The following is a 24,560-nucleotide window of genomic DNA, read 5'->3' as shown; positions in this document are numbered from 1 at the left end:
GTCAGGTCTGGCGGAACCCCGTGAAGTCCGCCTCGCCACTGGTGCCTTCACTGTGCGAGCTGGTGAAGACACCCACATCCTGGGCGGCGGCCGCCCCCGGCACGGTCGCCGTGCCCACCAGGGTCCAGTGGCTGCCGTCCAGGGAGTAGTAGCCGGTGAACTGCCCGCCGGACCGCACCAGTTTGAGCAGGCTGGGATACCCGGCCGTACCCGAACCCTGGTTGGACGGGGCGCTGTTGGCGTCCAGATGCCCGCTCCCCGTGCTGTCCCACTGCAGGACATACCCCTTGCCCGGAGCCACGGCCAGGATCACATAACCCGGTGCGGTGTCCGCTCCGGTGATGTCATTGCGCACCATGATCCCGGCCTTGGCCCACTCATTGGTGCGGTCCTGCGCCGTCACCTTGACGATCGTGGTGGAGCCGTCATGCTCCGCACCCGGCCGGTAGACCGCGCTGTACTGGTCGGTGTGGTACCAGAGGTCCGCGCCCGCCCCGTCGATGGCCAGCCGGTCGCCCTGCGCCCCGAACACCGCCGTGTTATCGGTGAAGGTCTTCCAGGGCGCCCGCACCGGAGCGGCGAGTTCCACCATGGCGTGCTGGGTTTCCTTCGCTTCCCCGGCCGGTCCCCGCAAGGATTCCCAACTCCCGATGACCGCCCGGGTGATGGGCCGGGGCAGTACGGCGGGCGCGGTCACCCGGAAGCGGGCGATGGCCTGGTGGCCGGGTGCCAGCTGGGGAAAACGGGTGGGGGTGAGCGGGGTGGCGGTCCAGCCGGCCGGGACGTCCAGGCCCAGCCGGACGCCGGAGGCGCTCTGCCCGCCGTCATTGGTGACGGTGGAGGTCACCGTGGCGGTGCTGCCCGGGGACCAGGCGGGCGTGGTGCTCTCCAGGAACATCCGGGGGAGATACCGGCCGGGAGCGGCGGTGGGGGTCACCCGGTACAGCACGGTGCCATGGCCCGGCACGGTGGCCCGGATGCTGCCCGCGGTCTCGGTGGTGCGATGGGCCCACAGGTCGCGCAGGGCATAGCCCTTGGCGGCGGGGAGCCCGGCGGCGGAGGCGGTGGTGGAGATCACCGCCGGGGTGGCGTTCTCATTGAACAGGGCCACCGCCACACTGCCGTCGGCCAGCGGTTTGGCCAGCACATCCCGGCCGCCCGTCATGCTCACCGCCCGGCCCTGCCTGCCCAGCCGGTCCTGGTCGATGGCGATGACCTCCCGGTTGCCGTAGACCGCCAGGGTGTCGGGGCGGGCATGGCGCAGATCGGTGCCGGCGATCAGCGGGGCGGCCATCTCGGCCCAGAGCGAGAACTCGGTGCGGTCCTCGACCGGTGTCATTCCATTGCCGACCTCCAGCATGTCCGGGTCGTTCCAGGCGCCCGGCCCGGCGGCGTCGGCGAGTTTGACGTTCTGGTGGAAGATGCCCAGCATCCGGCCGTAGGAGGCATCGATGTCCCCGGTGGTGCGCCAGAGGTTGCCCACCGAGGCGCCCCAGCTCGCCACGTTCTCCTCGCCCCAGTTGCAGAGGCTGTAGACGATCGGGCGGTGGGTGGCGGCCAGGGCGTCGCCCATGGTCCGGTAGCGCTGGCGGGCCGGCAGGCCCATGTTGTAGCAGTTGTCGTATTTGAGGTAGTCAACTCCCCAGGAAGCAAAGGAGTTGGCGTCCTGCCGCTCATGGTTGAGGCTGCCCGGGTAGCCGGCACAGGTCATCGTCCCGGCGCTCTCATAGATGCCCAGCCGCAGCCCTCTGGAGTGGACATAGTCGGCCAGGCCCTTGATGCCGTGCGGGAACTTCACCGGATCCGGTACCAGATCGCCGCCGGCCGACCGGGACTTGGCCATCCAGCAGTCGTCGATATTGACCTGCCGGTATCCGGCGTCCCGCAGGCCGCTGGAGACCAGCTTGTCGGCGGTCTGCCGGACCAGTTGGTCGCTGACCGCGCAGCCGAAGGTGTTCCAGTCGTTCCAGCCCATGGGCGGGGTACGGGCGAGATGGTTGTCGAGGGCGGCGGCGGGAGTGGCGGTGTGAGGGAGTGCGGTGAGGGGCGCCGCTGCCAGTACGGCCGTGACGAGGACGGCCCACGTCTTGCGCATCGGTTCTCCTGGGTCCGTGGGACGGCGGATGTGATGCCTTGCGCAGAGCGTGGAGAGCGAACCAAATCCAACAGAGCTAGTCAATAGGAAACATGGAAAGGGGGTGCTTCTCGACAGATTCGCACATGGGGGAGTGATTACGCCGGTTCGCGGCGACGGAAGGTGGTCCGGTAGGAGTGCGGAGAGGTGCCGGTGTGACGGGTGAAGTGCTGGCGCAGTGCGGCGGTTGAGCCGAATCCCGCCCGGTCCGCGATCTGCTCCACGGACAGCTCGGTGGTCTCCAGCAGCTGCTGAGCCCGCTGGATACGGGCGCGCAGCAGCCATTGCAGGGGAGTGGTACCGGTCTGGGCACGGAAGTGACGGTTGAGGCTGCGCACACTGAGCCCGGCCTGGCCGGCGATCTCGGTGAGGGTGAGCGGCCGGTGCAGATGCCGCTCCAGCCACTGCAACACCGGTTGCAGGGCCGTGGGATGAGCGGGTGGGCGGGGATGCTCGATGTACTGCGCCTGGCCGCCGTCACGTTGCAGAGGCATTACCGTACGCCGGGCGGTGGCGGCGGCCAGATCCGCACCCAGGTCGCGGCGCACCAGATGGAGACAGAGATCGAGCCCGGCCGCCACCCCCGCCGAGGTGATCAGCGCCCCATGGTCGATGAACAGCACGGCGGGATCCACCTCGATGTCCGGGTGGCGGCGGGCCAGTTCACCGGCGTACTGCCAGTGGGTGGTGGCCCGGTGGCCGTCCAGGAGGCCGGTGGCGGCAAGGGTGAAGGCGCCGACGCACACCGACGCCAGCCGCGCCCCACGCGCCGCCGCCCGCCGCAAGGCCGCAAGGACGGCGGGAGAAGGCGGGTCCAGGAAACCGGAGTGCCCCGGGATGACCACCGTCCCGGCCCGCTCCAGCCCGTCCAGACCGTGGGGTGCGCGCATCCGGAACGCTCCGTACTCGGGGGAGGTGGTCACCGAACGGCCCGGAGCGCACACCAGGATCTCATAACGCGGCCTTCCGGCGGCCTGGTTGGCGGTGCCGAACACCTGGCCAGGGACGGACAGATCGAAGGGAACCACGCCGTCCAGCGCCAGCACGGCCACGGTGCTCGTGGTGCTCATGGTGCTCATGGCGGTCATGGCCAGAATCTAGCGCAGCCCGGCATTACTGCCACTGGCTGGGGGCAAGACGAGATCGCAGGATCGACCGCATGACCGATACCGCACCTTGCCCTGCCGATGATTTCGCCCTGCCGGACACCGAACTGGCCCAGGCGGCCCTGCGTTACGCCAAGGAACTGGAACCCGGCTTTATCTTCCATCACAGCCTGCGCAGTTACCTCTTCGCCCGCGCCCTCGCCGACCATCGTGGCCTGAAGCCGGGAATGGACTATGACGACGAACTGGTCTTCCTGGGCTGCGTCCTGCATGACCTGGGCCTGTCCGAAGCGGGCAATGGCAACCAGCGGTTCGAGGTGGACGGCGCCGACCTGGCCGAGCGGTTTCTGCGGGAGCGGGGAGTGGGGGAGGAGAGCATCGCGGTGGTCTGGGACACCATCGCCCTGCACACCTCCGATGGGATCACCTCCCGCAGAGGGCCGGAGATCGCCCTGGCCCAGGCGGGCATCTCGACCGATGTCCTGGGCCTGCAACGGGAGTTGCTGCCCGACGGCTTCGCCGAGCGGGTTCATGCGGCCTTCCCCCGCCAGAACCTCGCCTTCGCGATGACGGATCTGATCGCGCGGCAGGCGCTGGCCAACCCCGCCAAGGCGGGCCCGCTCAGCTTCCCCGGTCAGATTCTGCGCCGCCATCTGCCGCAGGGGGCGCTGCCCGACTGGTACGACCTGATCTCCCAGTCGGGGTGGGGTGACCGGCCCGTTGCCCCACCCGCCGCCGACCCGGCTCCTGCCGTGCGCCGGCCGGGCAGCTGAGCGCCCTTACCCGGCCGACCAGGCCCAGTCGGCGACCTCCGGCAGGTCCGTCCCATGCTCCCGGATCCACGCATGGTGGCGGTTGCGGGTGTCCTCCATGGTCTGCCGTACGGTGGCGGCCCGTACGGCCAGACCCGGAACGCGGTCGATGACGTCAATGACGAGGCGGTAGCGGTCGAGGTCGTTGCGGACGACCATGTCGAAGGGGGTGGTCGTGGTGCCGATCTCCTTGTAGCCGCGCACATGCATATGGGCGTGGCCGGTGCGGCGGTAGGTGAGGCGGTGGATGAGCCAGGGGTAGCCGTGGTAGGCGAAGATCACCGGCCGGTCCCGGGTGAACAGGGCGTCGAACTCGGCGTCGGTCATGCCATGCGGATGCTCCTCCGCGGGCAGCAGCCGGGCCAGATCGACCACATTGACCACTCGCAGGGCCAGTCCGGGAAGGTGGCGGCGGATCAACTGGGCCGCCGCCAGGACCTCCTGGGTGGGTACGTCCCCGGCGCAGGCGAGGACGACGTCCGGCTCCCGGGTGCCGTCCTCGGTGCCGGCCCACTCCCAGATGCCGGCCCCCCGGGCGCAGTGGAACCGCGCTTGTTCCAGGTTGAGCCAGTTGAAACAGGGCTGCTTGCCGGCGACGACGACATTGACGTAATCCCGGCTGCGCAGCACATGATCGGCCACCGACAGCAGGGTGTTGGTGTCCGGCGGCAGGTAAACGCGCACCGCCTCCGGGCTCTTGTTGAGGATGTGGTCGATAAAGCCGGGGTCCTGGTGGGAGAAGCCATTGTGGTCCTGGCGCCAGACATGGGAGGTGAGCAGGTAGTTGAGGGAGGCGATGGGGCGGCGCCAGGGCAGTCGGCGAGCGGTGCGCAGCCATTTGATGTGCTGGTTGACCATGGAGTCCACGATGTGGACGAAGGCCTCGTAGCAGGAGAACAGGCCATGGCGTCCGGTGAGCAGATAGCCCTCCAGCCAGCCCTGGCAGGTGTGTTCGGAGAGGATCTCCATCACCCGGCCGTGCCGGTCCAGATGCTCGTCGGTCGGCAGCGTCGTCGCCTGCCATGCCTTGCCGCTGGATTTGTACACCGCCTGCAGGCGGTTGGACGCGGTTTCGTCGGGGCCGACCAGCCGGAAGTCGCGCCGCTCGCTGGTGGCCTCCATGACGTTTTCGAGGAGCTCGCCGAGGACACGGGTGGGCTCGTGGCGGGTTGAGCCCGGCTTGTCCACCGGTACCGCGAAGCGCTCCAGCGGAGGCAGGGGCAGTTCGCGCAGCAGCAGGCCGCCGTTGGCGTGGGGCGTCGCCCCGAGCCTTCGGACGCCCTCGGGCACACAGGAGAGGACCATAGGACGGGGGTGGCCGTTGTCGTCGAAGAGCTCCTCGGGACGGTAGGAGCGCAACCACGCCTCCAACTGGCGCAGATGCTCCGGGTTTTCACCGACCTCGGCGAGCGGTACCTGATGCGCTCGCCAGGTGTTCTCAACGGGCAGACCGTCCACTTCGGCGGGCCCGGTCCAGCCCTTGGGCGTACGCAGGACGATCACCGGCCAGCGGGGGCGGTCGGTGATGCCATCGACGCGGGCGGCGCGCTGGGCGGCCGCGATGTGGTCGAGCGCGGTGTCCATGGCACGGGCCATGGCGCGGTGCACCTGGAGAGGATCGTCGCCGGTGACATGGATGACATGGTGGCCATAGCCCTTGAGGAGCTCATCGAGCTCATGCTCGGGGAGGCGGGCCAGCACGGTGGGGTTGGCGATCTTGTAGCCGTTGAGGTGGAGGATGGGCAGGACCGCGCCATCGCGCACCGGGTCGAGGAACTTGTTGGAGTGCCAGGAGGCGGCCAGCGGCCCGGTCTCGGCCTCGCCATCGCCGATGACACAGGCCACCAGGAGGTCCGGGTTGTCGAACGCGGCTCCATAGGCATGGGAGAGGGAGTACCCCAGCTCCCCGCCCTCATGGATCGACCCGGGTGTCTCGGGGGCGACATGGCTGGGCACCCCTCCGGGAAAGGAGAACTGCCGGAACAGCCGCTCCATGCCCGCCGCGTCCCGGCTGACATCGGGGTAGGTCTCCGAGTACGTCCCTTCCAGCCAGGAGTTGGCCAGCACCGCCGGCCCACCGTGCCCGGGACCCCAGATGCACAGGGTGTCCAGGCCACGGGCGCGGATGACGCGGTTGAGGTGGGTATGGACCAGGTTCAGGCCCGGCGAGGTGCCCCAGTGGCCCAGCAACCGGGGCTTGACATGCTCGGGGCGCAGCGGCTGCCTCAGCAGAGGGTTGGCCAGCAGATAGATCTGTCCGGCCGCCAGGTAGTTCGCCGCCCGCCAGTGCGCGTCCAGGGCCCGCAGCTCCTTGTCGCCGAGCGCGGTGGCCGGAGTCGGCATGGTGCCGTCCTGCATGACTGCCTCCGATGGTCGGATGGGCTTTGCCCGCGATGTCTTCCCCAGACTCATCCCCTGCCCATTGCGGCCACCAGGGCCGGCCGGAGGGGAGCGGGAGGCCGTCCGGCCCTGATGCGGCGGGCCGGGCGGGCCGCCCGTGTCTGCGGGGACGTTCGGCCCGGGCGGGGCACAGGACGGCGGCGAGCGGCATCGGAACCGTCCCTGCCTGCTCAGCACCCCCGGAAGCCATGCTGATCTGAGGGGGGTGGATCCATTATCCCGGCGCGGGAAGGCCTCTGTCACCCTGCCCCGGAATGATCTTTACACCCGAATTGCACCTCTAGGCTTGCGGGCGAACCCAAAGCACATACCCGACCCGGGAGTTGACGGTGACGCACGACCTTGCCGCGCTGGCGGTGGAACTCATCGACATGGCCGCGGCCGATCACCGGTCCGCAGCCCGCGCCAACAGCGATGACCCCGCCGAGCAGCTGGCGTGGCGGCGGCTGACCGCACAGCACGGTGACCGGCTCGGCGAGATCATGGACCAGTACGGCTGGCCGACGGCGGAGCTGGTCGGCGAGGAGGCCGCACGCGCGGCCTGGCTGATCGCCCAGCACGCCGACCGGCAGCTCGATGTTCAGCGCCGTGCCCTCCAGTTGATGCAGCGCGCGGTGTCGGCAGGTTTGGCCGTCCCGCGCGAGCTGGCCTTTCTGCGCGACCGCACGCTGGTCAATGAGGGCCGTAAGCAGGTCTACGGCACTCAGATCGCCGGCGTGAAGGACGGGGCCCCGGTTCCATGGCCCTGTGAAGACCCCGAGCGCGTGGATGAACTCCGCGCGGAAGCCGGCATCGAGCCCTTCGATGAGTACGTCGCCAGGTTCTCCATACGGTAGTTGACCGGGGCGATGCCCGTCAGCCGGTGGGCGTGCCGATCCGGTCGCATTCGAGCACGGCGCGCAGCTCCGCGATGGCGCGGATGGCGGCTGCTCCCGAGGAGCCGTCGAGCGTGTCTCCGATCAGCGCGGCGAGTCCGTCGGCGAAGGTTTTCTCCGCCGCCTCGACGAGTCGCGAGCCGTCATCGGTCAGGGCCAGCAGGGAGGACCGCCGATCGGAGGGATTCGGCTGCCGGGCGGCCCATCCCTGTTTCTCCAGACGATCGATGCCCTTGCTGGTCGCCCCCACACCGATGGCGAACTCTGCGGCGAGGTCCGCCACCCGGGCCCCGGGGTGGTCGCGCAGGAAGCGCAGGAACTCGAACTGCGAGGTAACGATCCCGTGTTGCTCACGGAGACGGTCATTGAGGGCGTTGTACAGACGCGTCTCACACCGGACCAGGTCGGCGAAGAAGCCCGGGAGGTCGATCCTGCCACCGCTCAATTTAGATTCCATGGAATATAGTGTAGTGGAATCTACTTATGGCAGGAGCGCACCCCATGAGCAAGGAACAGCGCGCCCGGATCGACGCGATGCTGCGGCAGCCGAGGCCCGAGGGACCCCGGTCGGTCGAGGAACTGCGCGACGGATTCAAGGCGTTGATGGCCGGGATGATCGTGCCCGATACCATCCGCGTCACGCGGACAACGCTCGGCCACCGGCCCGCCCTGTATATCGAGCCGGACAACGGATCCCGCGCCGGGACGATCCTGTACTTCCACGGCGGCGGCTTTGTGTTCGGCTCCCCGGAGACCGCCCTGTCGCTGACGGGACACCTCGTGGCCAGGACCGGCCTCGGGGCGTACTCGCCGGACTACCGGCTTGCTCCCGAGCACCCGTTCCCGGCCGCGATCGAAGACGCCCTGAGCGCCTACCGGGCCCTCCTCGACAGCGGCCTGGACCCCTCGGCCATTGTGTTCGCCGGCGACTCCGCCGGTGGCGGCCTCACCGTCACCACCTGCCTCGCCGCCCGTGACGCGGGCCTCCCACTGCCCGCCGCCATAGTGGCGTTCTCCCCTGGTCTCGACGCCACCCGCACGGGCGAGAGCATGGACACCAAGGAGGGCATCGACCCGATCTTCACCCGTAAGGCCGTTGAACACACCGGGGCCATGTATCTCGCCGGAGCGGACCCCCGCCAGCCCCTGCTCAGCCCGGCCGTCCTCGCCGACCTGACCGGCTTCCCGCCCATGCTGATCCAGGTGGGCAGCAACGAAATCCTGCTGGACGACTCCACGCGCCTCGCCGCGCGAGCGAGGGCGGCCGGGGTGGACGTCATTCTGGACATCACCGCCGATGTGCCGCACGTATTCCAGTCGTTCGCCGGCGTTCTGGACGAGGCGGACGAGGCACTGGACCGCGCGGCTCTCTTCCTGACTCAGCGCATTCACGCTGGGCGCGCGGCACACACGGCAGCGAAGTAGGTTCGGCCCCAGCCCGCACTCGGGCTGGGCCTTCGCCGGCTCGACGCAACCGCACCGCACCGCCACGGCGACGCGGTAACGTCGTGGGTGCAGATGAACAGCGGGGGAGGGGGTCGCCTTGGCCGGTGGATCAGACAGAGGCGGTCGAGGAGACCTTGGGCTGCGACCGGATCTGGTGCAGCGTGCGGCACCGTTGCTGCCCGTCGGCAGTGAGATCCGACAGGTGTTCATCTGTCAGAGCGCGCCAAGCTTTTGGTACTTCCTGGTGACCTATGTCACCGGGCTGACGATGTTTGTTAACAAGTACCGTTGCGTGGCGGTCACTTGGCAGGCCATCTATGTGCTGGAGAGCAGCAAGTTCTCCGGCGGCGCCAGCCCCCGGCGTCTGGTGGGCACAATGCCGCGGCAGACCCGGCTCGGTCCGGTGTCCGGCCGGTGGGCGACATTGAACATCCTTGGTGAGCGTCACTGGGTCCATAAGCGCTTCCACGGCCAGATCGCCGCCGCGGACCGCGAGGCGGGCCTGGCTCACTGAATGCCCGTCAGGAACTGGTGAGTTGTCGTCCTGGAGCCGCAGCCGGTTCACCTCCTTCCGGGCCGGGAGAGCGGCTTGCCTGGGACTTCAAGGGCAACCGGGCCGGACATCCGCCGGGCATACCAGGGGCGGCAATGGGCCGAAAGTCCCGCCCCGGCCGCCTGCGCCGGGGCGGGGGCTGCCGGTCGAAGGCAGCATCCACTCCTGGGACCTGTCCACCGGAGTGGACGGTCCCGGTACCCGCTTCACCCTGTCCACCAGCGGCTGACCGGCGCCGAGCCGGCGCCCCCACCCTGCACTTCGCCCGGTGGCTCGACACCCCGGGCGTCCCGGTGTGCCGTTCCACAAGCTGGACGCCGCCAAGTACCGGGCCATGGGCATCCCTTTCCCACTGGCGGCCACGCCCCACGCCGTCGGCGGAGCTTGTCGAGAGTGTGCGCCACCGGTTCCGCGGCCGGGGGCTGCGCGCCGACTGATCCGGTGCGCGGCCCGTTCAACCGGCCTGTGCCGCCCCGATGGTGAGGCGGTTGACGATGCCCATGACGCCGTCCACCCGCCAGGTTCCCCGGATGACGGGCGCCAGGTCGGCCTGGTGCACCGCGCCTCGCAGCTGAACCACCCCATCGTTGACCCGCACCGCCACGGTGCCCGGCAGCGCCGGCCCTACGGCGGGCAGCACCGTGCCCATCACCTCGGCAAGGATGGCGGCGTCCGACTGAACGAAGATCCGCAGCAGGTCATGGCGGGTGACGATACCGATGAGCCGGTCCTCCTCGTCCACCACCGGGAGGCGGTTGATGTGATGGCTGTCCATGATCCGCGCCGCGTCGGCGGCCCGCTGCCCGGGATGGATGGTGAGCGCCGGTGTGGTCATCAGCGCCGCCGCCGTGGCATCGGGCGGTGGATCGGTGGTCCGGGTGGTCCGGCCGCTCCGGGGGCCGGGCGGTCCGGCGGTGCGCCGGCGCAGCAGATCGGCTTCGGAGACCACACCGATCACCTTGTCCTCCCGGTCGGTCACCGGGACTCCGCTGACACCCCGGCGGCGCATCAGCACCACCAGTTCCTGGAATGTGGTCTTGGCATGGGCGTGGGCGACGTCGCAGGTCATGACGGAAGCGACGGTGGGATGACGCATGGCGGATTCCTTCCCTGGATGGTCAGTTGGATGGTCGGTTGGCTGGTCTTGGTCCCTTTGTTGATTTGTCCCTTTCGCTGCCGAGGCTCCTCAAGGCTCTCTGTCCGGCGGCGCGGGCACACGGGCCGACGGTCCTGTCAACCGTCCCTGTGGCGATGGGCCGGGCGGCCCGGCGGTGCCGCGTGAGCGGCGACCATCCGGCCCTGGCCGGGCACCTTCGGACCCTCGGCGGCGGGCAGGAGGCCATCCTCGCTGGTGCCGCCGGCACCGTGGTCACTGCCGGTGGGCGGCCCTTCCCGGCCGTACCCACCATGCCCGCACAGCGCGGCGGCAGCCGCACGCACCCGGCGCCGTCCCCGGCCGGAGCCCTGGTCACTGACCGGGGTCCTCGCCCCTTGCCGTTCGGTGGCAGGATGGCCACCGATTGCCGGTGAGTGGGGAGGGGGCAGGGACATGAAGGAAGCGGCCGCGGCAGCCTCCCGGATCCCGCGGTTGCGACTGGACGAACTGCTGGAGGAGCTCCAGGCGCGCATCGACGCCGCCCGCGGCACCCGGGACCGGGTGCAGAGCCTGCTGGAGGCGGTGCTCTCGGTGGGGCGGCAGCTGGATCTGACCCAGGTTCTCCAGCGCATTGTCGAAGCGGCGGTGACCCTGGTGGACGCCCGGTACGGGGCCCTGGGCGTCATCGCGCCCGATGGCGAGAGCCTGGCGCAGTTTCTGACCGTCGGCCTCTCCGCGGAGGAGACCAAGGCCATCGGCCCGTACCCCACCGGCAAGGGCATCCTCGGCGAGCTGATCCGCCACCCCGAACCGCTGCGCCTTCGCGACCTCGCCGAGCACGCCTCCTCCGTCGGCTTTCCGGAGAACCATCCGCCGATGCGGAGCTTCCTCGGCGTACCCCTGCGGGTGAGGGACGAGGTCTTCGGCAACCTCTATCTCACCGACAAGCGCGACGGCGAGGACTTCGACGCCGAGGACGAGGCCGTACTCGCCACCCTGGCCGTCGCCGCCGGGGTGGCCATCGACAACGCCCGGCTCTATCAGGAGGCGCGGCAGCAGCAGGCCTGGCTCCGGGCCAGTGCGGAGATCACCGGCAGCCTGCTCTCGGGAAGCGGGCGGGGCGAGGTCCTGGAACTGATCGCGCGGCGTGCCCGGGAAATCACCGGAGCCGAGGTCGCCGACGTCACGGTGCCGGTGGCCGGTGCCGGCCGGCTGCGAGTGGAGCTGGCGCTGGGCGGCGACGCCGCTGTGCGGCAGGGGCTGGTCGTGCCCGCCGAGGCGACCCTGTCCGGCGCCGCCTATGCCGGGGGTTCGCCGGTGACCAGCCCCGACCTCGCCGCCGATGCCCGGTTCGCAGCCGGGCCGCAGCGCTTCGACGGGCTCGGCCCGGCCGTCGCGGTACCGCTGGGCACCGCCACCGAACAGGTCCATGGCGCGCTGCTGCTGGTCCGCGCCAAGGGAGGGGCGGCGTTCCGCGACGATGAGCTCGGGCCGCTGCTGGGCTTCGCCGACCAGGCCGCGCTCGCCCTGGAGCTGGCCCAACGACGGCGCGACGCCGAGCAGTTGGCGCTGCTGGAGGACCGCGACCGTATCGCCCGCGACCTGCACGACCTGGCCATTCAGCGGCTGTTCGCCACCGGTATGACCCTGCAGAGCGCCGCCCGCTTTATTGACCACTCCGGAGCCGAGGAGCGGGTGATGCGCGCGGTCCATGACCTCGACGAGACCATCAAGATCATCCGCACCGCCATCTTCGGGCTGCGCAGCCATGACGAGGAGAACGCCCAGGGGCTCCGCGCCCGCGCCGTGCAAGCGGTGGCCGAGGCCCAGCAGTTGCTGGGCTTCGCCCCCCAGCTGAGCATGGAGGGACTGCTGGACACCGATGTGCCGCCACACTTGGCGGACCAGGTCGTCGCCGTGCTGGGCGAGGCGCTGAGCAATGCCGCCCGGCATGCGCAGGCCGGCCGGGTCGAGGTCACCCTGCGGGCCACCGGCGCCGATGTGGTGCTGAACGTGGTGGACGACGGGGTGGGCATCCCCGCCGGGGGCCGCCGCAGCGGTCTGCGCAATCTCGCCGCCCGCGCCGAGGAGGCCGGCGGCACCCTGGAGCTGCGCACCCCGCCGGGCGGCGGCACCCATCTGGTGTGGTCCGCACCGCTGGGCGCGCCCAATGGGGCCGATCAGCCCTAGGCAGTTTCGTTTGGATCAGTCGGTCGTTGGTCCGGGTGTGCCGTTAACAGATGCGCAGTGGGCGCGGATTGAGCCGTTGCTCCCGGACCGGACACCGCAGCGTGGTGGTCGCTGGCGGGATCACCGGGAAATGATCGACGCGATCTCCTTCAAGTTCCAGACCGGGACGCAGTGGGTCCACCTGCCGGAGAAGTACGGCAACTGGAGAGGTGTCTACAACCGGCTGCGGATGTGGGCCCTCGACGGCACCTGGCAGCGGGTTTTCACCACGCTGATGGCCCAGGCCGATGCCGATGAGGACCTGGCCTGGGCCGTGTCGGTGGACTCCACGATCGTGCGTGCTCACCAGCACGCGGCCGGAGCCCGCAAAAAGGGGCCCCGGCCGGCGAACCGGCCGACCACGCCATCGGTCGGTCCCGGGGCGGACTGACCACCAAGATCCACCTCGCGGCCGATGCCCGCTGCCGGCCCCTCGCCTTCGTCCTCACCGCCGGCCAGGCTGGTGATGCACCTGCCTTCACCGCCGTCATGGCCCGCCTGCGCGTTCCCCGACGACGTGGTCGTCCGCGCACCAGGCCGGACATGGTCCTGGCGGACAGGGCCTACTCGTCCCGCGCGATCCGCGACCACCTGCGCAAGCGCGGCATCCGAGCGGTCATCCCGGTCCCGGCGGACCAGCGGGGCCACCGGCTTCGACGCGGCAGCCGGGGCGGCAGGCCACCGGCCTTCGACCGCGAGACCTACAGGCTGCGCAACACCGTCGAACGGTGCATCAACCGCCTGAAGCAGTGGCGAGGGATCGCGACCCGCTACGAGAAGACCGCCACCATCTACATGGCCGGACTTCACATCGCGGGCATCTTCCTTTGGTCAGCACGATGATCCAAACGAAAGGCCCTAGCCGCTCCCATGGCGCCTGGGTCTAATGGGTCCCATGGCCCGAATTCATGCGTACCGCCAGGAGTACCGTCCATGACCGCACCGCCCCGTCATCTCATGCGGCGCACCGAGCAGTTGGGCCGACAGGAGGCGCTCCAGCTGCTGAAAGGCGCGCCGATCGGCAGGCTGGTCTTCAGTCATCAGGCGCTGCCCGCCGTACGGCCGGTAAACCATGTGCTGCTCGACGACCTCATCATCATCCGTGCTCACACCGGGGCCGCGCTGCTCGGCCCCGCCCAGGACGGTGCCGTGGTGGCGTATGAGGCGGACTCCTTCGACCTGGAGCGGCGCACCGGGTGGAGCGTGGTGGTGACCGGCGAGGCGCACCTGGTGAAGGATCCTGAGCTGCGGCGGCGGTATCAGGCCGCCGTGGAGCCATGGGTCGGTGGTGAGATGACCCATGTGGTCAGCATCAGCCTCGATATGGTCACGGGCTTTCGTATCGGCATGGAGAAGGAAGAGTGACAACCAACAACAGTGACAAGGTGACCGTCTTCCTCCTCGATGACCACGAGGTGGTCCGCCGGGGCATCCGCGATCTCCTGGAGGCCGAGGAGGACATGGCCGTGGTGGGGGAGGCCGGGACGGTGGAGCAGGCCTTGGTCCGCATCCCCGCCCTGCGCCCTCAGGTGGCGGTGCTCGACGTACGGCTGCCGGACGGGGACGGGGTGAGCGTCTGCCGTGAACTGCGTTCCCGCATGCCCGAGTTGGCATGTCTGATGCTCACCTCCTTCGATGACGAGGAGGCGCTGCTGGACGCCGTGATGGCCGGGGCCTCGGGGTATGTGCTCAAGCAGATCAGCGGCACCGATCTGGTCGCCGCCGTGCGCACCGTGGCCGGCGGCCAGTCGATGCTCGACCCCGGCGCCGCCACCCGGCTGATGGCCAGGCTGCGGGGGCAGCCGGAGGAGGAGCAGCCCTCGCCGGTGCTGGCCTCGCTGACCGAGCGGGAGCGCCAGATCCTGGACCTGATCGGCGAGGGGCTCACCAACCGGGAGATCGGCCAACGCCTCTACCTGGCCGAGAAGACGGTGAAGAACCACATCTCCCGCCTGCTGGGCAAGCTGGGCGTGGAACGCCGGGTACAGGCCGCGGTCATCGCCGCGGAGGCACGCGGCGAGCGCTGAACGGCCTTATCCGGCTGGCGGGTTGGGCGGGCGGGGGCGCCGGGCGTCCCCGCCCGCACCGTCAGGAGGCGTCCGCCGGCACCGGTACGAGGGTGACCGGGCAATGCGCGTGGTGGAGCATCGCATGGGTGACCGGGCCGAGTTGGAGCCCGAGCGCATGGGTACGCCGGTGGGCGGCGATCACCATCACATCGGCGTCCCGGCTCGCCTCCAGCAGCGCCCCCTCGGAACCCTGGAGGACCGCGTCCTCCCGGACCTTGACCTCCGGGTACTCCTCCGTCTCCACGGCCTGGCACTCCCGGGCCCACCGGGCGTACCTGGCCCGGTTCGCAGCGGCGGCCGGCCCTGCCCAGGCGGCCAGGAAGACCATGAGCAGGCCCCCTGTCGCCGCGCCGGCGGCGGCCCAGCCGCGGCCCACCGCCTTGTCGTGGCTCAGCGGCGCACGAACCGGTACCCCGGTCTCATCCAGCCACACCGGTACCGGGGCACCCTTAGTGGTGTCACTGGGTACCTCGACGGTCGCGGACCGCTCCCCGCCCCCGGTGTCGCGCCAGCGCACCGGAATCCGGCGCGGAAGGTCCTCCGTCCACCGGGTACCGCGGCCGGTGGCGCCGGTCACCGCATAGGCGGTGACGCGGTGGCGGTGGGCGGCCTGCTCGCGGGCGGTGTGCAGCCTCGCCCGGCCGACGGTCCGCCCCACCGCCGGCACAACGGTGACCAGGGAGACGGCAAGCAGAATGAGCAGGCACCAGCGGAGCCGGGTCTGCCACCGGTCGCAGGGGCGGCGCAGCTCCCTGACGGCCCGTCGGCGGGCCCGGCGCTTGGATTTGGCGCGACGGGTGCTCATGTGTGTGCCTCCTGGGGCAGGAGTCGGCCGGTGCGTACGGGGCGCGTATCGGGGTGTGCGTGCCGCTCTCCACGTTCGGGGCCCGGCCGCTTCCGGTGCACGGGGCCGGAGGTCCTCCACGCGGACCGTGGGGGGAGCCGGAGACGGGACGAACGGGCCCTGCCACGGGTGGTGCCGGGTGCCGGGTGCCGGGTGCCGGGTGCCGGGTGCCGGGTGCCGGGTGCGGGTTCGGGCGCCGCGCCACTGCTGGCCTGCCCGGAGCCCTCGGCACCACCGCTGTCGTCCGCGCCGGCCCCGCTGCCCATGGTTCTGAGGCCGAAGGGCTCAAGGCCTCTGGCCCGCAAGGCCCGTGCCCCGTCTCTCCGGGCAGTCGTAGCTTTTCCGACGCGTCGAAGGCGCCGCCGACCGCACCGGCCACCTCGCCGAGGGATCACCGGCGGCCCCGCCAACCTCGCCCAGAACCGGGCAAGGCCGTTCTCATCCAGGCCCGTCACCCCCTCTAGCTGACGGCTACACCGGCGATGTGCGCTGAAACTTCGAAGAATTCCCCATCGCCCCCGACGGCACCGTCGCCGCACGCTTCGCGCCCCAGGCGGACCCAGAGGCGGATGAGATCATCTCAGCGATCGAAGCCGTTCCTGCCTGACTGAGCACTCACCTCCGCAGACGCCCACCTCGCATGAGGCCCATCGGTGCGGGTGCTGTGCCGGATGGTGCCCTCCCACTCACATAACGAGGTTCGCGGTCACACAGAAGCCTGGTCGAGGTGTCCCAGGCCGAGTTCAACTCCAAGACACAGGCGTCGAGTTCGAGCCGTACACCACCCTCGAATCCGCCGGTGAAACCACTCACTGGCTGCGCCACTGGACCGGAAACCTTGAACTCGAGGGCAGCGCCTACCGAATCTTCGGACAAGACGGTGCGGGCGGTCTCGCCGCCATATGGTGCGCCCGGTCAGGACGCCCGCACACCGAGCAGCCCGTGGTGGTCATGGGTTCGGAAGGCGAATGCGGCGTGGTAGCCCGCAACCTGTCCGACCTCCTATGGGTCCCGGCTGACGGCTTCGGCCCCAGGGAAGCCGCCCTCGACCATGACCAGGGTCGCACGCTGATTGCCCGAGCTCCGCCCCCTGTGGGTGCGGGACCCACCAGCACGGGCCGGTGCCCTCCGGTGGTAGCGAGGTACATGCGCGCGGGTGCGGGCCAACTCCCCACGCCCTCGCTTGGGTTGGCTGGCAGCCGTAGTGGTGCATCGAGTGCGGCTGGTGACAGGATGGACTCCGTGATGACTACCGGAAAGGGTCATGCCGCGTAGGCGTCCAGGTGCGATCCGCGCCGCGCGGGTGCGCCAGCCGCCTCTTTGGGCATGTGAGCTGCCCCCGATAGACCGTCTGTCGCGTGATGCGAGCGCTGCGGTCCACTTGGCGGAGTACGGCAGTTACAGCCATGGGATCCAGCCCGGGCTGACCGCGCAACTCCTCAGCAGTTACCGGAAGTTCTTGCGGCAGCCTGGTTGGAAGCTGAGGCTGACCGCCTCTGAGTGCCCCTCCTGTCCGGGGTGCCGTTACGATGATGCGGCGGTGGTCAGGGACGCGCTGGAGGACATCGTGGGCGTCCTCCCGCTACCGGCACGCACTGAGTTACGACGGCTGCTTGCCGGTCTCGATGCGGAGTTCCGTAGGACCGTTCACAATCCTGATCCAAGCCACTGGACGGACTGGAGCGGAAGTCCGTATCCGTGGTGGCACCGGCGGTTGTATGTGGGCGGGTGAGAGCAAGGCGGGCCACCACCGGGGTTGCCGGTTGCCAGGCCGGTTCCGATCAGCCCGACACCGAGAGTCTGCGTGGCGCATTCCCATAGGTCCACAGCCGGAGAAAACGAACGCTGTCCTGGCCATGGACGCGTCGAAGCACTCGGCTTCCCTGCCGCACACCGCCACGAGCGAGTCCGTGCCGCGCGACCATGCGTCGGCTCGTAGTCGTCCAGCGTCAGCCATCGCCGCATACTAGGCGAGGGCCACGGGCTCGACCCAGCCTTCTACGCTCTGGTGCAGCGGAACCCATCGACCGGCGTGTATGCCGAACTCGCCCTTGGGACCGACCATGAAGCTGTAGAGCACGGCATTGCTTTGAGGACCGGCCTCTAATCACCATCCCTCTGATGCCGAGCCCTCGGGAGTATCGGGCCAGAAAAGCCGGGGGCCTCCGTCGTACTGCGGGGCGGGAGGCAGGGCCAGTCCGCCCCAGCGCTGGCTGAAGGCAGTTGTACGGTTGATCGCGTCCTTGGCGATGCCGAGGGCCAGCCGGGAGGCGGACGTGGAGGTAATCGACCTCGAACCCAGGCCTGTGTGCGCCCCGTTGGCCACAGGCGTACGGAGATTATCCGGTCGATGGTTTACCCTGACGCAGGGGCAAGCTCCCAGCATGGTGGCATGGCGATGAGGCACTTCGCGGTCCACCACGATGGCGTCACGATTCCGGTATCCCGCGGCGGCCGTGGACGACCGCTGGTCCTGTGCCCTGGGCTGAGCTCGACCCAGGCCGATCTACAGGAGTTGGCAGAGCTTCTGCGATGTGACTATGACGTCACGTCCTTCGACCTCAGGGGGCATGGCCTCGCTTCAGCCGCCGACCGGTATTCCTTCGAGGCATTCCTTCGAGGCATTCCTCAGTGATGTCTTCGCTGTAATGGCGGAGTTGAGGCGCCTCGACCTGCCCGAGGCGCCAGTGCTCGTGGGCTACTCGCTGGGCGCGGACCTGGCCGTGCACTACGCCTCCGAACGTCCTGACGCCGTAGCCGAGCTTGTTCTCATCGACGGTGCTAACCCGGTTGCCGAACCGTTCATCACCGAAGCTGATTTGCCGGGGTTCCGGGCCATGTGGGAGGAGCAAGTGGCGCGGCAGGAAGCCGAGCGGGCCAAGGGCAGCGCGCGTCAGGTACTGCTCACCGCACAGGACATCCTCGACCTGAACCTCGAACTCGATGTGCCTCGGCCCGCAATCCTCGACCAGTACCGGAAGATCGACTGCCCGATCAGCATGATCGTGTCGACCGCGATCGCCGGCGACAGCACCGAGGGACGCGCACCGCGGTACAACCAGCTTTGGCGTGACGTCACAGGCTCGTCTTCACCCACGCACCGGACATCGCCCAGATCATTCGGAAGCGCACGCCCCTCCGGCAAGCCGACTTCTTAACAGTTTTGGGGAAGACCCTGGGGGACTGGCCCGGTGCTGACCATCGGCGCTCTGCTTTCCGGCTGTGCTGCCCAACTCCATCCTGCGCCAGGGACTTTTGCAGCGGTCGGACGCGTCTGCGCCACCACGTTCAAGCTGCCGGTATAGCACCGTGAGGACGATGCCGTCCTCGCCGACGCCACACCGCAGCCATCGCGAAGTAGCCCGGCGGTACAAGGACTTGCTGTGATCGCCACTACCGCTACAGCCGAGCTCTTGGACGGCCTGGCCGGCGCCCGGAGCGTGACCGCATCGAGAAGACCTCTGTCGGCGCCGTCCGGAACAAACTTGGGGAAGCTTGCCCCCCCCCACTCAGGACGGGTTCTGCCAGGGTCTTGAAATGCCAGGTGATGGGTGGAGGTTGGCCGGTGGGGCCTGTCCCGGTGGTCAACGGCGCCCGTCCGGGGGCGGCCCGGAGTACAACCAAGTTCTCCTCGGCGGCGGCTACGGCACAATCACAGAATGATCGGCGAACGGATCACCTATCGCACCGCGGACGGCGTCCGCATACCCGGAACCTGGCGGCATGCCTTCATCCGCAACGGCGACTGCTACTTTCTCACCGACCTCTTCATCTATGCCGACGGGCTCATCAACTGCTGGGACCTGGTCACCCTCGAGGAGTTCCAGGAGAAGCTCCGCAGTGGCTGGGTGGCCACCAGCCTCCCGGACGGCGCGGAGGCATCCGCGCACGATCTGGCAGGCTGGAAGTTCAGTGAGCCACGCACCTGGCTCACCCCTGACCTGCTGGTCGCCGAAATACGGGACACCATCGACCAGTTGAACGGACGGCCTGACTCGACGGGCCGCTGCCTGGCCGCCGTGGACACCTTCCTCGCCGACCGGACAGAGGAGAACCGGGCGGCAGCCCGCGCCGCGTTCCTGGCCATCCCGGTGTCGCTGCGCCGTTACGCGCTGGGCGACATGGATCAGAAGGACTGGCCACTGCGGGTGCTGGTGGCAGGGCCCGGCGGCCGGACCTATATGCCGCACGACCAACGGATCACGCAAGAGTCCTACGACAACGCAGTCGCATACTTCGAGGACCGGGCCCGGTGGATCGCCAAGCGGTCCATGCGTGTCCCGGCAGACGGGCCGGTGACACCGCATGCTCCGGCGGTCCAGCTCTATCAGTCCTGTACGGACAAGCCGGAGGCCGCCCCCGGCAAGCGCGGTCTGCGCAACGACTACCCTGCCCCGATCGTCATAGGGGAGGTCAGCTATCCCTCGGTCGCTCATGCCTACTGGGCCCTGTCGGTCACTCAGCCCGAGGTCCGCGCCGCTATCGTGACGGCGGAAACCGCTTATTCAGCACGCAAACTCGCGGCCGGGGCACCGCGCCGCGCGGGCTGGGAGCATGCTCGCACCGCCGTTATGACGAGCCTGCTACGCGCCAAGTTCGATCAGCACCCGGAGCTGGCTGAGATCCTGTTGGCGACAGACGACGCCACGTTGATCTACGACGACATGGACTCGGGCTTCTGGGGTGACAACGCCGGCCGAGGCCGCAACTGGACGGGCCGTCTCCTCGAACTCGTCCGCTCCGAACTGCATGCGCGGCGAGCCGGGCTCTCGGGGCTGTGACCAGACCGGGTGCGTGACGATGGAGATCACTACACCATCAGGCGCCAGGGCTCTGAGGGCGTGGTCGGAACGCATGTGCTGACCAGCGTCCACCCACCGGATGCGACGTGGGTGAAACCGTCAAACGCCCCAAGAGCGTCGATGAGCGAAACCCACCGGGTGGTCGCGAGAGGCTATGACGAGCTGACCGAACTGCTCTGGAACCATTCGCGGCCCTGCTGCCCAAGCGGCCGGTGTACCACCCGGACCATCCGCTCGGTTGCCATGCCCGCGCATCAGCGACCGGATCATCTTCGACAAGCTCCTGCAACTCCTGAACAGAAATCTCTCGCCGGCTGCAAGACAGCTCACTCAACGGAGTCCAATGCCGGGGCAATGGTGGCGAAGGCCCGGTCGGTCAGTTCGGCAGGGTCCTCGGCACCGTCGCTACCGCTCCACCGTTGCAGCACGGCGTCGAAGGCGGTGAGCGCCATCCCGGCGGCTAGCTGCGGGTACAGATCGGTGTCGGGGTCGAGCCCCAGGCGCTGCGCCAACTCTGCTGCCAGGTCGTCGCGCCACTGGTCCTGGCGTTCCAGGAAGCGTGCGCGCAGGGCGGGGGTGCGCAGAATCAGCTGAACCACGCGCAGTGCCCTGTCGGAATGGTCGGCGCAGGCGGCCATGGAGACCCAGACGGTGTGCTGCAGGGACGCGGAGGGCTGCTCCTCGATGGGGCGAGACGCCAGCACTGCGCGCATGCCGGTGCCCATGTCGGCCAGAAACTGGACGACCACGTCCTCCTTGGAGGCGAAGTACCGGAAGAAGGTTCGCTTGGACACGCCGGCGGTGGCCGCGATCTCGTCGATGGTGACCGTATCGAACCCCTTGAGCGCCAGTAGCTGCAGCGCCGCTTCGCTCAGCTCGTTGGCGACGAGTTGGCGTTTGCGCTGGGCCATGGTGACTTCAGGCTGGGGGCTCACCAGGCAATCCTACCGCTATGCCATCCATGGCACTCGGTAACTGCTTGACACCGAGTGCCATTGAAGGCAGCGTGTGTCGCATGACGAAGAATCAGCGCTGGACCGCCGATCAGATCCCGGACCAGGCCAAGCGGGTGTTTGTCGTCACCGGAGCCAACAGCGGCCTCGGCCTGGCGACCACCCGGGCACTCGCCCGCAAGGGCGGTCACGTGATCCTCGCGGTACGTGACGAGGCAAAGGGCCACCGGGCCGCCGCAGAGATCACCGCTGAGCAGCCCGGCGCCGACCTTGAGGTGCGCCGCCTCGACCTGGCCGATCTCGATTCGGTCCGAGCGTTCGCCGATCAGTTGCGCGCCGATCATCCGCGGCTGGACGTGCTCGTCAACAACGCCGGCGTGATGGCGCCGCCCCGCTCACTGAGCGCCCAGGGCCACGAGTTGCAGTTCGCCTGCAACCATCTCGGCCACTTCGCGCTCACTGGTCTACTGCTCGACCTGCTGACCGACGGCAACGACCCTCGCGTGGTCACGGTAAGTTCGACCAACCATCGGCAGGGGCGCCTCTACCTCGACGACCTTTCCGGCGAGCGCAGGTACTCGCCCATGGGGTTTTACAACCAGTCGAAGTTCGCCAACGCTGTCTTCGGATGGGAACTCCACCGGAGGCTGACCGCGGCCGGCAGCTCGGTGCGCAGCCTGCTCGCCCACCCCGGCTACACCTCCACCAACCTCCAAACAAGCGCGCCGGCCGGCATGGTGAAGGTGTTGTTCGGCCGCATCCTCGCCCCGCTTGCCCAGCCCCCGGAGCAGGGTGCACTGCCCCCGTTGTACGCGGCCACTGCCCCGGACGTGAAGGGCGGTGAGTTCATCGGGCCGGACGGCTTCGCCGAGCTGCGAGGTGGTCCGACGCAAGTGCAGTTGTCCACCGCGGCAGCCGATCCCCGGACCGGCCGCCGTCTGTGGGAACTGTCGGAACAACTCACCGACGTGCGGTTCCTGTCTCCGGCAACTTTCTAGCGAAGAGGTCGCGCGGATGGGCGTGAGGTCATGGCCGGCGGTTCGGGCGTTCGGCCCAGCGGTGGGTTGTCCACGCCTGTCGGATCAGGCCCCGCACGGTGATGATCGTGTCGCCGAGATCGAAGAAGGCGTCGATGACGATGACCCGGTGCTCGTAGCAGCGGGCGAGGCGGAGGAAGGCGTTCTGCCAGGCGTGGGTGCGCTCCCCGTGCCACCCCTGGCTTGCCTGGATGGGCGCCTTCTCGCCCTTGTGCGCGATCCGGCCCTGCAGGCCACGCTCGTCGAGCAGGGCGCGAGTCTTGTCGGAGTCGTAGCCGGCGTCCAGGTGGACGGTGATGTCGTCGGGCAGCGGTCCGAGGTCGGCCAGGCGGTCCAGGGCCGGCGCGAGCAAGGGGGAGTCGTGCCGGTTGGCCCCGGCCAGGACGCGGCCCAGTGGAATGCCATAACCGTCCGTCATGCCCGAGCGTTTCAGACCCTGCTTGCCACGGGCGACCGGGGAGCGCCCGGCCACCTCGCCGCCTCCGGGGGCCTTGGTGATCGAGCCGTCAACGGCGATCTGGTCAAGGACCAGGCCCACGATCCGGTCGTAGGACTCCAGCGCGCATCTGCTTGAGCCGTGCGAAGACGCCGTGGGCAATCCACTCGTCGCGGCGGTTGCGGATCGTGGTGGCCGAGCAGGCCGTGTCGGCGATCGCCTGGTAGGAGCAGCCGAAAAGCAGGAGCTGCAGCATCTGTCGAAGACGATTCGGTCGCTGATGCGTCGGCGGTGGCAGCCAAGTGGATGGTCCGGGTGGTACTCCGGCCGCTCGGGCAGCAGGGCCGTGAATTGGCCCCAGAGAGGTTCGGTCAGCCATGATGGCAGCGCAGGCACAGGTGCACGCTTACCTGCGGTGGCGCAACGCCAACGCCCGCCACCCCGATGTCCTCGCGGCCCAGCGCAAGGAGCGGGTCCGCATCCGCAGCGAGAAGGGCATCCGATGGAGCGGACGCCCTCTCGCAGTCGCAGCCTGAACTCCAGTGGGCCCTCGCGTCAACGTCGCCAGAACAGGTGGTGCGTCACGCCACTCGGGCTGGGCACGACCTCCAGGTGGAACCGGTCGAGCAGCTCATCGGGGGACTCCCAGAGCCGTATTCCGGACCCGAGCTTTACCGGCGAGACCGCCACATGCATGGTGTCGACCAGGTCAGCATCAAGGAACTGCCGGATGGTGGTGACCCCACCGCCGAGTCGAACGTCCTTGCCCTGCGCGGCTTCCCGCGCCCGTTCGAGGACGGTGGCCGGGTCGCCGCCGACGAAGTGGAAGGTGGTGTCGGAGAGCGTGAACGACGGACGCTCGTGATGGGTCATGACGAACACCGGAGTGCGAAATGGTGGCTCGTCACCCCACCAGCCGCGCCACTCATGGCCCTGCCAGGGCCCTCGCTGGGGCCCGAACTTGTTGCGGCCCATGATCTCGGCACCGATGTTGCGCGCGAAGTCCCGCGTGAAGTAGTCGTCGAGGCCCCGGCTTCCCCCGGGATCCGTGCGCATGGGCCAGCTCGCCGTGGCTCCGGCCCAGGCGAACAGCCTCTCGGGATGGTCAAGGCCGAACGGCCGCTCGAGACTCTGGTGCTCACCGGCACCGATTCCGTCACTCGCGAGGTTGAAGTTCATGACTCTCAGCAGTTGATCCATGTGTTTCCTCGTCAGGTCCTGTCGGTCATCGTGTGGCGAGGCGCCGCACATCATGACGTCGAACCCGGCATCGCCGGATCGACATCGGCCCGCGACTTATTTGCATGGCGCGTCAGGAAACGGCCCGCTGGCGGTGTGGCCATAGCGGACGCGGACAGCATCGAGGTGGCCGCGGGGGCCGCCGCGACCACTCATATGCGTCGCAACGGACGTCACCGCCCAACCAACTGTCACCATCGCCGCTATGGGCGTTGGTGGTTGCCACAGTCGGTCACACCACCGCGGCCGACCAGGGGCACCCGGCCGGCCGTGAGTGCTACTCAGCGGAGGGGACAAGGCTCCACTCGACTTCACCGAGGGGCTTGTGGGGGAGATCATTGCCCCAGAGATCGCTCCCAGTCATCCGCCCACCGGTCCACACGCGCTGTCCGGGAGGCGGGTTACCGAGTTGCTGCTGGCACACTGTGCGATCCGGCACCGGAACCTGGGCTTCACTGTGCAAGGAAGGACTTGGCGCGGGGGTTCTTGACCAGTGATTACGCCGGAGTATGGCACATGAGAGCCGGGC

18 protein-coding genes and 5 pseudogenes are annotated in these 24,560 nt (G+C 69.1%); 14 read left to right on the top strand and 9 right to left on the bottom strand.

The features are described 5' to 3' along the window. Position 1: 1 nt before the first annotated feature. The gene (locus CV755_RS37060) at positions 2 to 2,095 is read right to left on the bottom strand and encodes an NEW3 domain-containing protein (RefSeq protein ID WP_109278433.1); all 2,094 of its coding nucleotides are present in this window, start codon (positions 2,093 to 2,095) and stop codon (positions 2 to 4) included. Between the two features lie 137 nt (positions 2,096 to 2,232). Continuing rightward, on the bottom strand, positions 2,233 to 3,222 hold the full coding sequence (locus CV755_RS02425; RefSeq protein WP_241560918.1) for a GlxA family transcriptional regulator: 990 nt from the start codon (positions 3,220 to 3,222) through the stop codon (positions 2,233 to 2,235). 71 nt (positions 3,223 to 3,293) lie between these two features. Between CV755_RS02425 and CV755_RS02420 the strand changes: the two genes are divergently transcribed. Then, positions 3,294 to 4,013: an HD domain-containing protein gene (locus CV755_RS02420; RefSeq protein ID WP_109278432.1), complete on the top strand. Its 720-nt coding sequence runs from the start codon at positions 3,294 to 3,296 to the stop codon at positions 4,011 to 4,013. A 6-nt stretch (positions 4,014 to 4,019) separates the two neighbouring features. Here the strand turns inward: CV755_RS02420 and CV755_RS02415 are convergent, their stop codons facing one another. Beyond that, positions 4,020 to 6,410, bottom strand: a complete 2,391-nt coding sequence (locus tag CV755_RS02415; RefSeq protein WP_241560917.1) for a phosphoketolase family protein — start codon at positions 6,408 to 6,410, stop codon at positions 4,020 to 4,022. Positions 6,411 to 6,781: 371 nt separating this feature from the next. Between CV755_RS02415 and CV755_RS02410 the strand changes: the two genes are divergently transcribed. Then, entirely contained in the window at positions 6,782 to 7,288 is a 507-nt protein-coding gene (locus CV755_RS02410; protein WP_109278431.1) for a DUF6624 domain-containing protein, read from the top strand. Between the two features lie 19 nt (positions 7,289 to 7,307). On the opposite strand, the gene CV755_RS02405 is transcribed toward CV755_RS02410, so the two are convergent. Beyond that, positions 7,308 to 7,784, bottom strand: coding sequence for a MarR family winged helix-turn-helix transcriptional regulator (locus CV755_RS02405; protein WP_109278430.1), 477 nt, complete (start codon positions 7,782 to 7,784; stop codon positions 7,308 to 7,310). Positions 7,785 to 7,828: 44 nt separating this feature from the next. Here CV755_RS02405 and CV755_RS02400 point away from each other — a divergent pair, with 44 nt between their 5' ends. From CV755_RS02400 to CV755_RS35740, 3 genes and pseudogenes are all read left to right on the top strand, one after another. Beyond that, positions 7,829 to 8,752 carry an alpha/beta hydrolase gene (locus CV755_RS02400; RefSeq protein ID WP_109278429.1) on the top strand — a complete coding sequence of 308 codons (924 nt, stop codon included), beginning with the start codon at positions 7,829 to 7,831 and terminating at the stop codon, positions 8,750 to 8,752. 265 nt (positions 8,753 to 9,017) lie between these two features. Beyond that, entirely contained in the window at positions 9,018 to 9,287 is a 270-nt protein-coding gene (locus CV755_RS02395; RefSeq protein ID WP_153068561.1) for a hypothetical protein, read from the top strand. Between the two features lie 178 nt (positions 9,288 to 9,465). Further along, positions 9,466 to 9,552 (top strand): annotated as a pseudogene (locus tag CV755_RS35740) (pyruvate formate-lyase-activating protein); the annotation flags it as partial. Positions 9,553 to 9,780: 228 nt separating this feature from the next. Here CV755_RS35740 and CV755_RS02385 read toward each other — a convergent pair. Next, on the bottom strand, positions 9,781 to 10,422 hold the full coding sequence (locus CV755_RS02385) for a CBS domain-containing protein (RefSeq protein WP_109278427.1): 642 nt from the start codon (positions 10,420 to 10,422) through the stop codon (positions 9,781 to 9,783). A gap of 453 nt (positions 10,423 to 10,875) precedes the next feature. Here CV755_RS02385 and CV755_RS02380 point away from each other — a divergent pair, with 453 nt between their 5' ends. The 4 genes and pseudogenes from CV755_RS02380 to CV755_RS02365 all read left to right on the top strand — a co-directional run bounded on the left by CV755_RS02380 (position 10,876) and on the right by CV755_RS02365 (position 14,678). After that, the gene (locus CV755_RS02380; protein WP_109278426.1) at positions 10,876 to 12,612 is read left to right on the top strand and encodes a sensor histidine kinase; all 1,737 of its coding nucleotides are present in this window, start codon (positions 10,876 to 10,878) and stop codon (positions 12,610 to 12,612) included. After that, positions 12,593 to 13,494 (top strand): annotated as a pseudogene (locus CV755_RS02375) (IS5 family transposase). The gene CV755_RS02380 and the pseudogene CV755_RS02375 overlap by 20 nt, the downstream one beginning before the upstream one ends. Positions 13,495 to 13,584: 90 nt before the next feature. Next, on the top strand, positions 13,585 to 14,016 hold the full coding sequence (locus tag CV755_RS02370) for a pyridoxamine 5'-phosphate oxidase family protein (protein ID WP_109278425.1): 432 nt from the start codon (positions 13,585 to 13,587) through the stop codon (positions 14,014 to 14,016). Further along, on the top strand, positions 14,013 to 14,678 hold the full coding sequence (locus CV755_RS02365) for a response regulator (protein WP_109278424.1): 666 nt from the start codon (positions 14,013 to 14,015) through the stop codon (positions 14,676 to 14,678). The genes CV755_RS02370 and CV755_RS02365 overlap by 4 nt, the downstream gene beginning before the upstream one ends. Before the next feature lie 61 nt (positions 14,679 to 14,739). Here CV755_RS02365 and CV755_RS02360 read toward each other — a convergent pair whose 3' ends face one another. Beyond that, positions 14,740 to 15,525 (bottom strand): universal stress protein, encoded by a 786-nt coding sequence (locus CV755_RS02360; protein WP_109278423.1) that lies wholly within the window; start codon positions 15,523 to 15,525, stop codon positions 14,740 to 14,742. A 798-nt stretch (positions 15,526 to 16,323) separates the two neighbouring features. On the opposite strand from CV755_RS02360, the pseudogene CV755_RS35735 reads away from it, so the two are divergent. From CV755_RS35735 to CV755_RS02340, 3 genes and pseudogenes are all read left to right on the top strand, one after another. Continuing rightward, positions 16,324 to 16,602 (top strand): annotated as a pseudogene (locus tag CV755_RS35735) (SMI1/KNR4 family protein); the annotation flags it as partial. A 1,532-nt stretch (positions 16,603 to 18,134) separates the two neighbouring features. After that, entirely contained in the window at positions 18,135 to 18,722 is a 588-nt protein-coding gene (locus CV755_RS35730; RefSeq protein WP_241560915.1) for an alpha/beta fold hydrolase, read from the top strand. 501 nt (positions 18,723 to 19,223) lie between these two features. Then, the gene (locus tag CV755_RS02340; RefSeq protein ID WP_109278422.1) at positions 19,224 to 20,345 is read left to right on the top strand and encodes an NADAR family protein; all 1,122 of its coding nucleotides are present in this window, start codon (positions 19,224 to 19,226) and stop codon (positions 20,343 to 20,345) included. 347 nt (positions 20,346 to 20,692) lie between these two features. Here the strand turns inward: CV755_RS02340 and CV755_RS02330 are convergent, their stop codons facing one another. Next, positions 20,693 to 21,277, bottom strand: a complete 585-nt coding sequence (locus CV755_RS02330; RefSeq protein WP_109278421.1) for an acyl-CoA-like ligand-binding transcription factor — start codon at positions 21,275 to 21,277, stop codon at positions 20,693 to 20,695. Between the two features lie 104 nt (positions 21,278 to 21,381). Between CV755_RS02330 and CV755_RS02325 the strand changes: the two genes are divergently transcribed. Further along, positions 21,382 to 22,317 (top strand): oxidoreductase, encoded by a 936-nt coding sequence (locus CV755_RS02325; protein ID WP_109278420.1) that lies wholly within the window; start codon positions 21,382 to 21,384, stop codon positions 22,315 to 22,317. 28 nt (positions 22,318 to 22,345) lie between these two features. On the opposite strand, the pseudogene CV755_RS02320 reads toward CV755_RS02325, so the two are convergent. Beyond that, positions 22,346 to 23,188 (bottom strand): annotated as a pseudogene (locus CV755_RS02320) (IS5 family transposase). A 2-nt stretch (positions 23,189 to 23,190) separates the two neighbouring features. Between CV755_RS02320 and CV755_RS02315 the strand changes: the two are divergent. Continuing rightward, positions 23,191 to 23,328 (top strand): annotated as a pseudogene (locus CV755_RS02315) (IS630 family transposase); the annotation flags it as partial. A gap of 19 nt (positions 23,329 to 23,347) precedes the next feature. On the opposite strand, the gene CV755_RS02310 reads toward CV755_RS02315, so the two are convergent. Then, positions 23,348 to 23,992 (bottom strand): dihydrofolate reductase family protein, encoded by a 645-nt coding sequence (locus CV755_RS02310; protein ID WP_109278419.1) that lies wholly within the window; start codon positions 23,990 to 23,992, stop codon positions 23,348 to 23,350. Between the last annotated feature and the right edge of the window lie 568 nt (positions 23,993 to 24,560).

It is taken from the genome of Streptomyces orinoci, from assembly GCF_003121295.1.
Taxonomy (GTDB): Bacteria; Actinomycetota; Actinomycetes; order Streptomycetales; family Streptomycetaceae; genus Streptomyces; species Streptomyces orinoci.
Note: the sequence above shows the minus strand (reverse complement) of the source record. Positions and strands in the feature narration are given on the sequence as shown.

What these genes read in the sequence shown, in the direction of transcription:
- CV755_RS02385 (WP_109278427.1), bottom strand. Translation starts at nt 10,422, where the DNA reads ATGCGTCATCCCACCGTCGCTTCCGTCATGACCTGCGACGTCGCCCAC.
- CV755_RS02360 (WP_109278423.1), bottom strand. Translation starts at nt 15,525, where the DNA reads ATGAGCACCCGTCGCGCCAAATCCAAGCGCCGGGCCCGCCGACGGGCC.
- CV755_RS35730 (WP_241560915.1), top strand. Translation starts at nt 18,135, where the DNA reads ATGGCCTCGCTTCAGCCGCCGACCGGTATTCCTTCGAGGCATTCCTTC.
- CV755_RS02425 (WP_241560918.1), bottom strand. Translation starts at nt 3,222, where the DNA reads ATGACCGCCATGAGCACCATGAGCACCACGAGCACCGTGGCCGTGCTG.
- CV755_RS02405 (WP_109278430.1), bottom strand. Translation starts at nt 7,784, where the DNA reads ATGGAATCTAAATTGAGCGGTGGCAGGATCGACCTCCCGGGCTTCTTC.
- CV755_RS02380 (WP_109278426.1), top strand. Translation starts at nt 10,876, where the DNA reads ATGAAGGAAGCGGCCGCGGCAGCCTCCCGGATCCCGCGGTTGCGACTG.
- CV755_RS02400 (WP_109278429.1), top strand. Translation starts at nt 7,829, where the DNA reads ATGAGCAAGGAACAGCGCGCCCGGATCGACGCGATGCTGCGGCAGCCG.
- CV755_RS02415 (WP_241560917.1), bottom strand. Translation starts at nt 6,410, where the DNA reads ATGCAGGACGGCACCATGCCGACTCCGGCCACCGCGCTCGGCGACAAG.
- CV755_RS02420 (WP_109278432.1), top strand. Translation starts at nt 3,294, where the DNA reads ATGACCGATACCGCACCTTGCCCTGCCGATGATTTCGCCCTGCCGGAC.
- CV755_RS37060 (WP_109278433.1), bottom strand. Translation starts at nt 2,095, where the DNA reads ATGCGCAAGACGTGGGCCGTCCTCGTCACGGCCGTACTGGCAGCGGCG.
- CV755_RS02310 (WP_109278419.1), bottom strand. Translation starts at nt 23,992, where the DNA reads ATGGATCAACTGCTGAGAGTCATGAACTTCAACCTCGCGAGTGACGGA.
- CV755_RS02370 (WP_109278425.1), top strand. Translation starts at nt 13,585, where the DNA reads ATGACCGCACCGCCCCGTCATCTCATGCGGCGCACCGAGCAGTTGGGC.
- CV755_RS02340 (WP_109278422.1), top strand. Translation starts at nt 19,224, where the DNA reads ATGATCGGCGAACGGATCACCTATCGCACCGCGGACGGCGTCCGCATA.
- CV755_RS02330 (WP_109278421.1), bottom strand. Translation starts at nt 21,277, where the DNA reads ATGGCCCAGCGCAAACGCCAACTCGTCGCCAACGAGCTGAGCGAAGCG.
- CV755_RS02325 (WP_109278420.1), top strand. Translation starts at nt 21,382, where the DNA reads ATGACGAAGAATCAGCGCTGGACCGCCGATCAGATCCCGGACCAGGCC.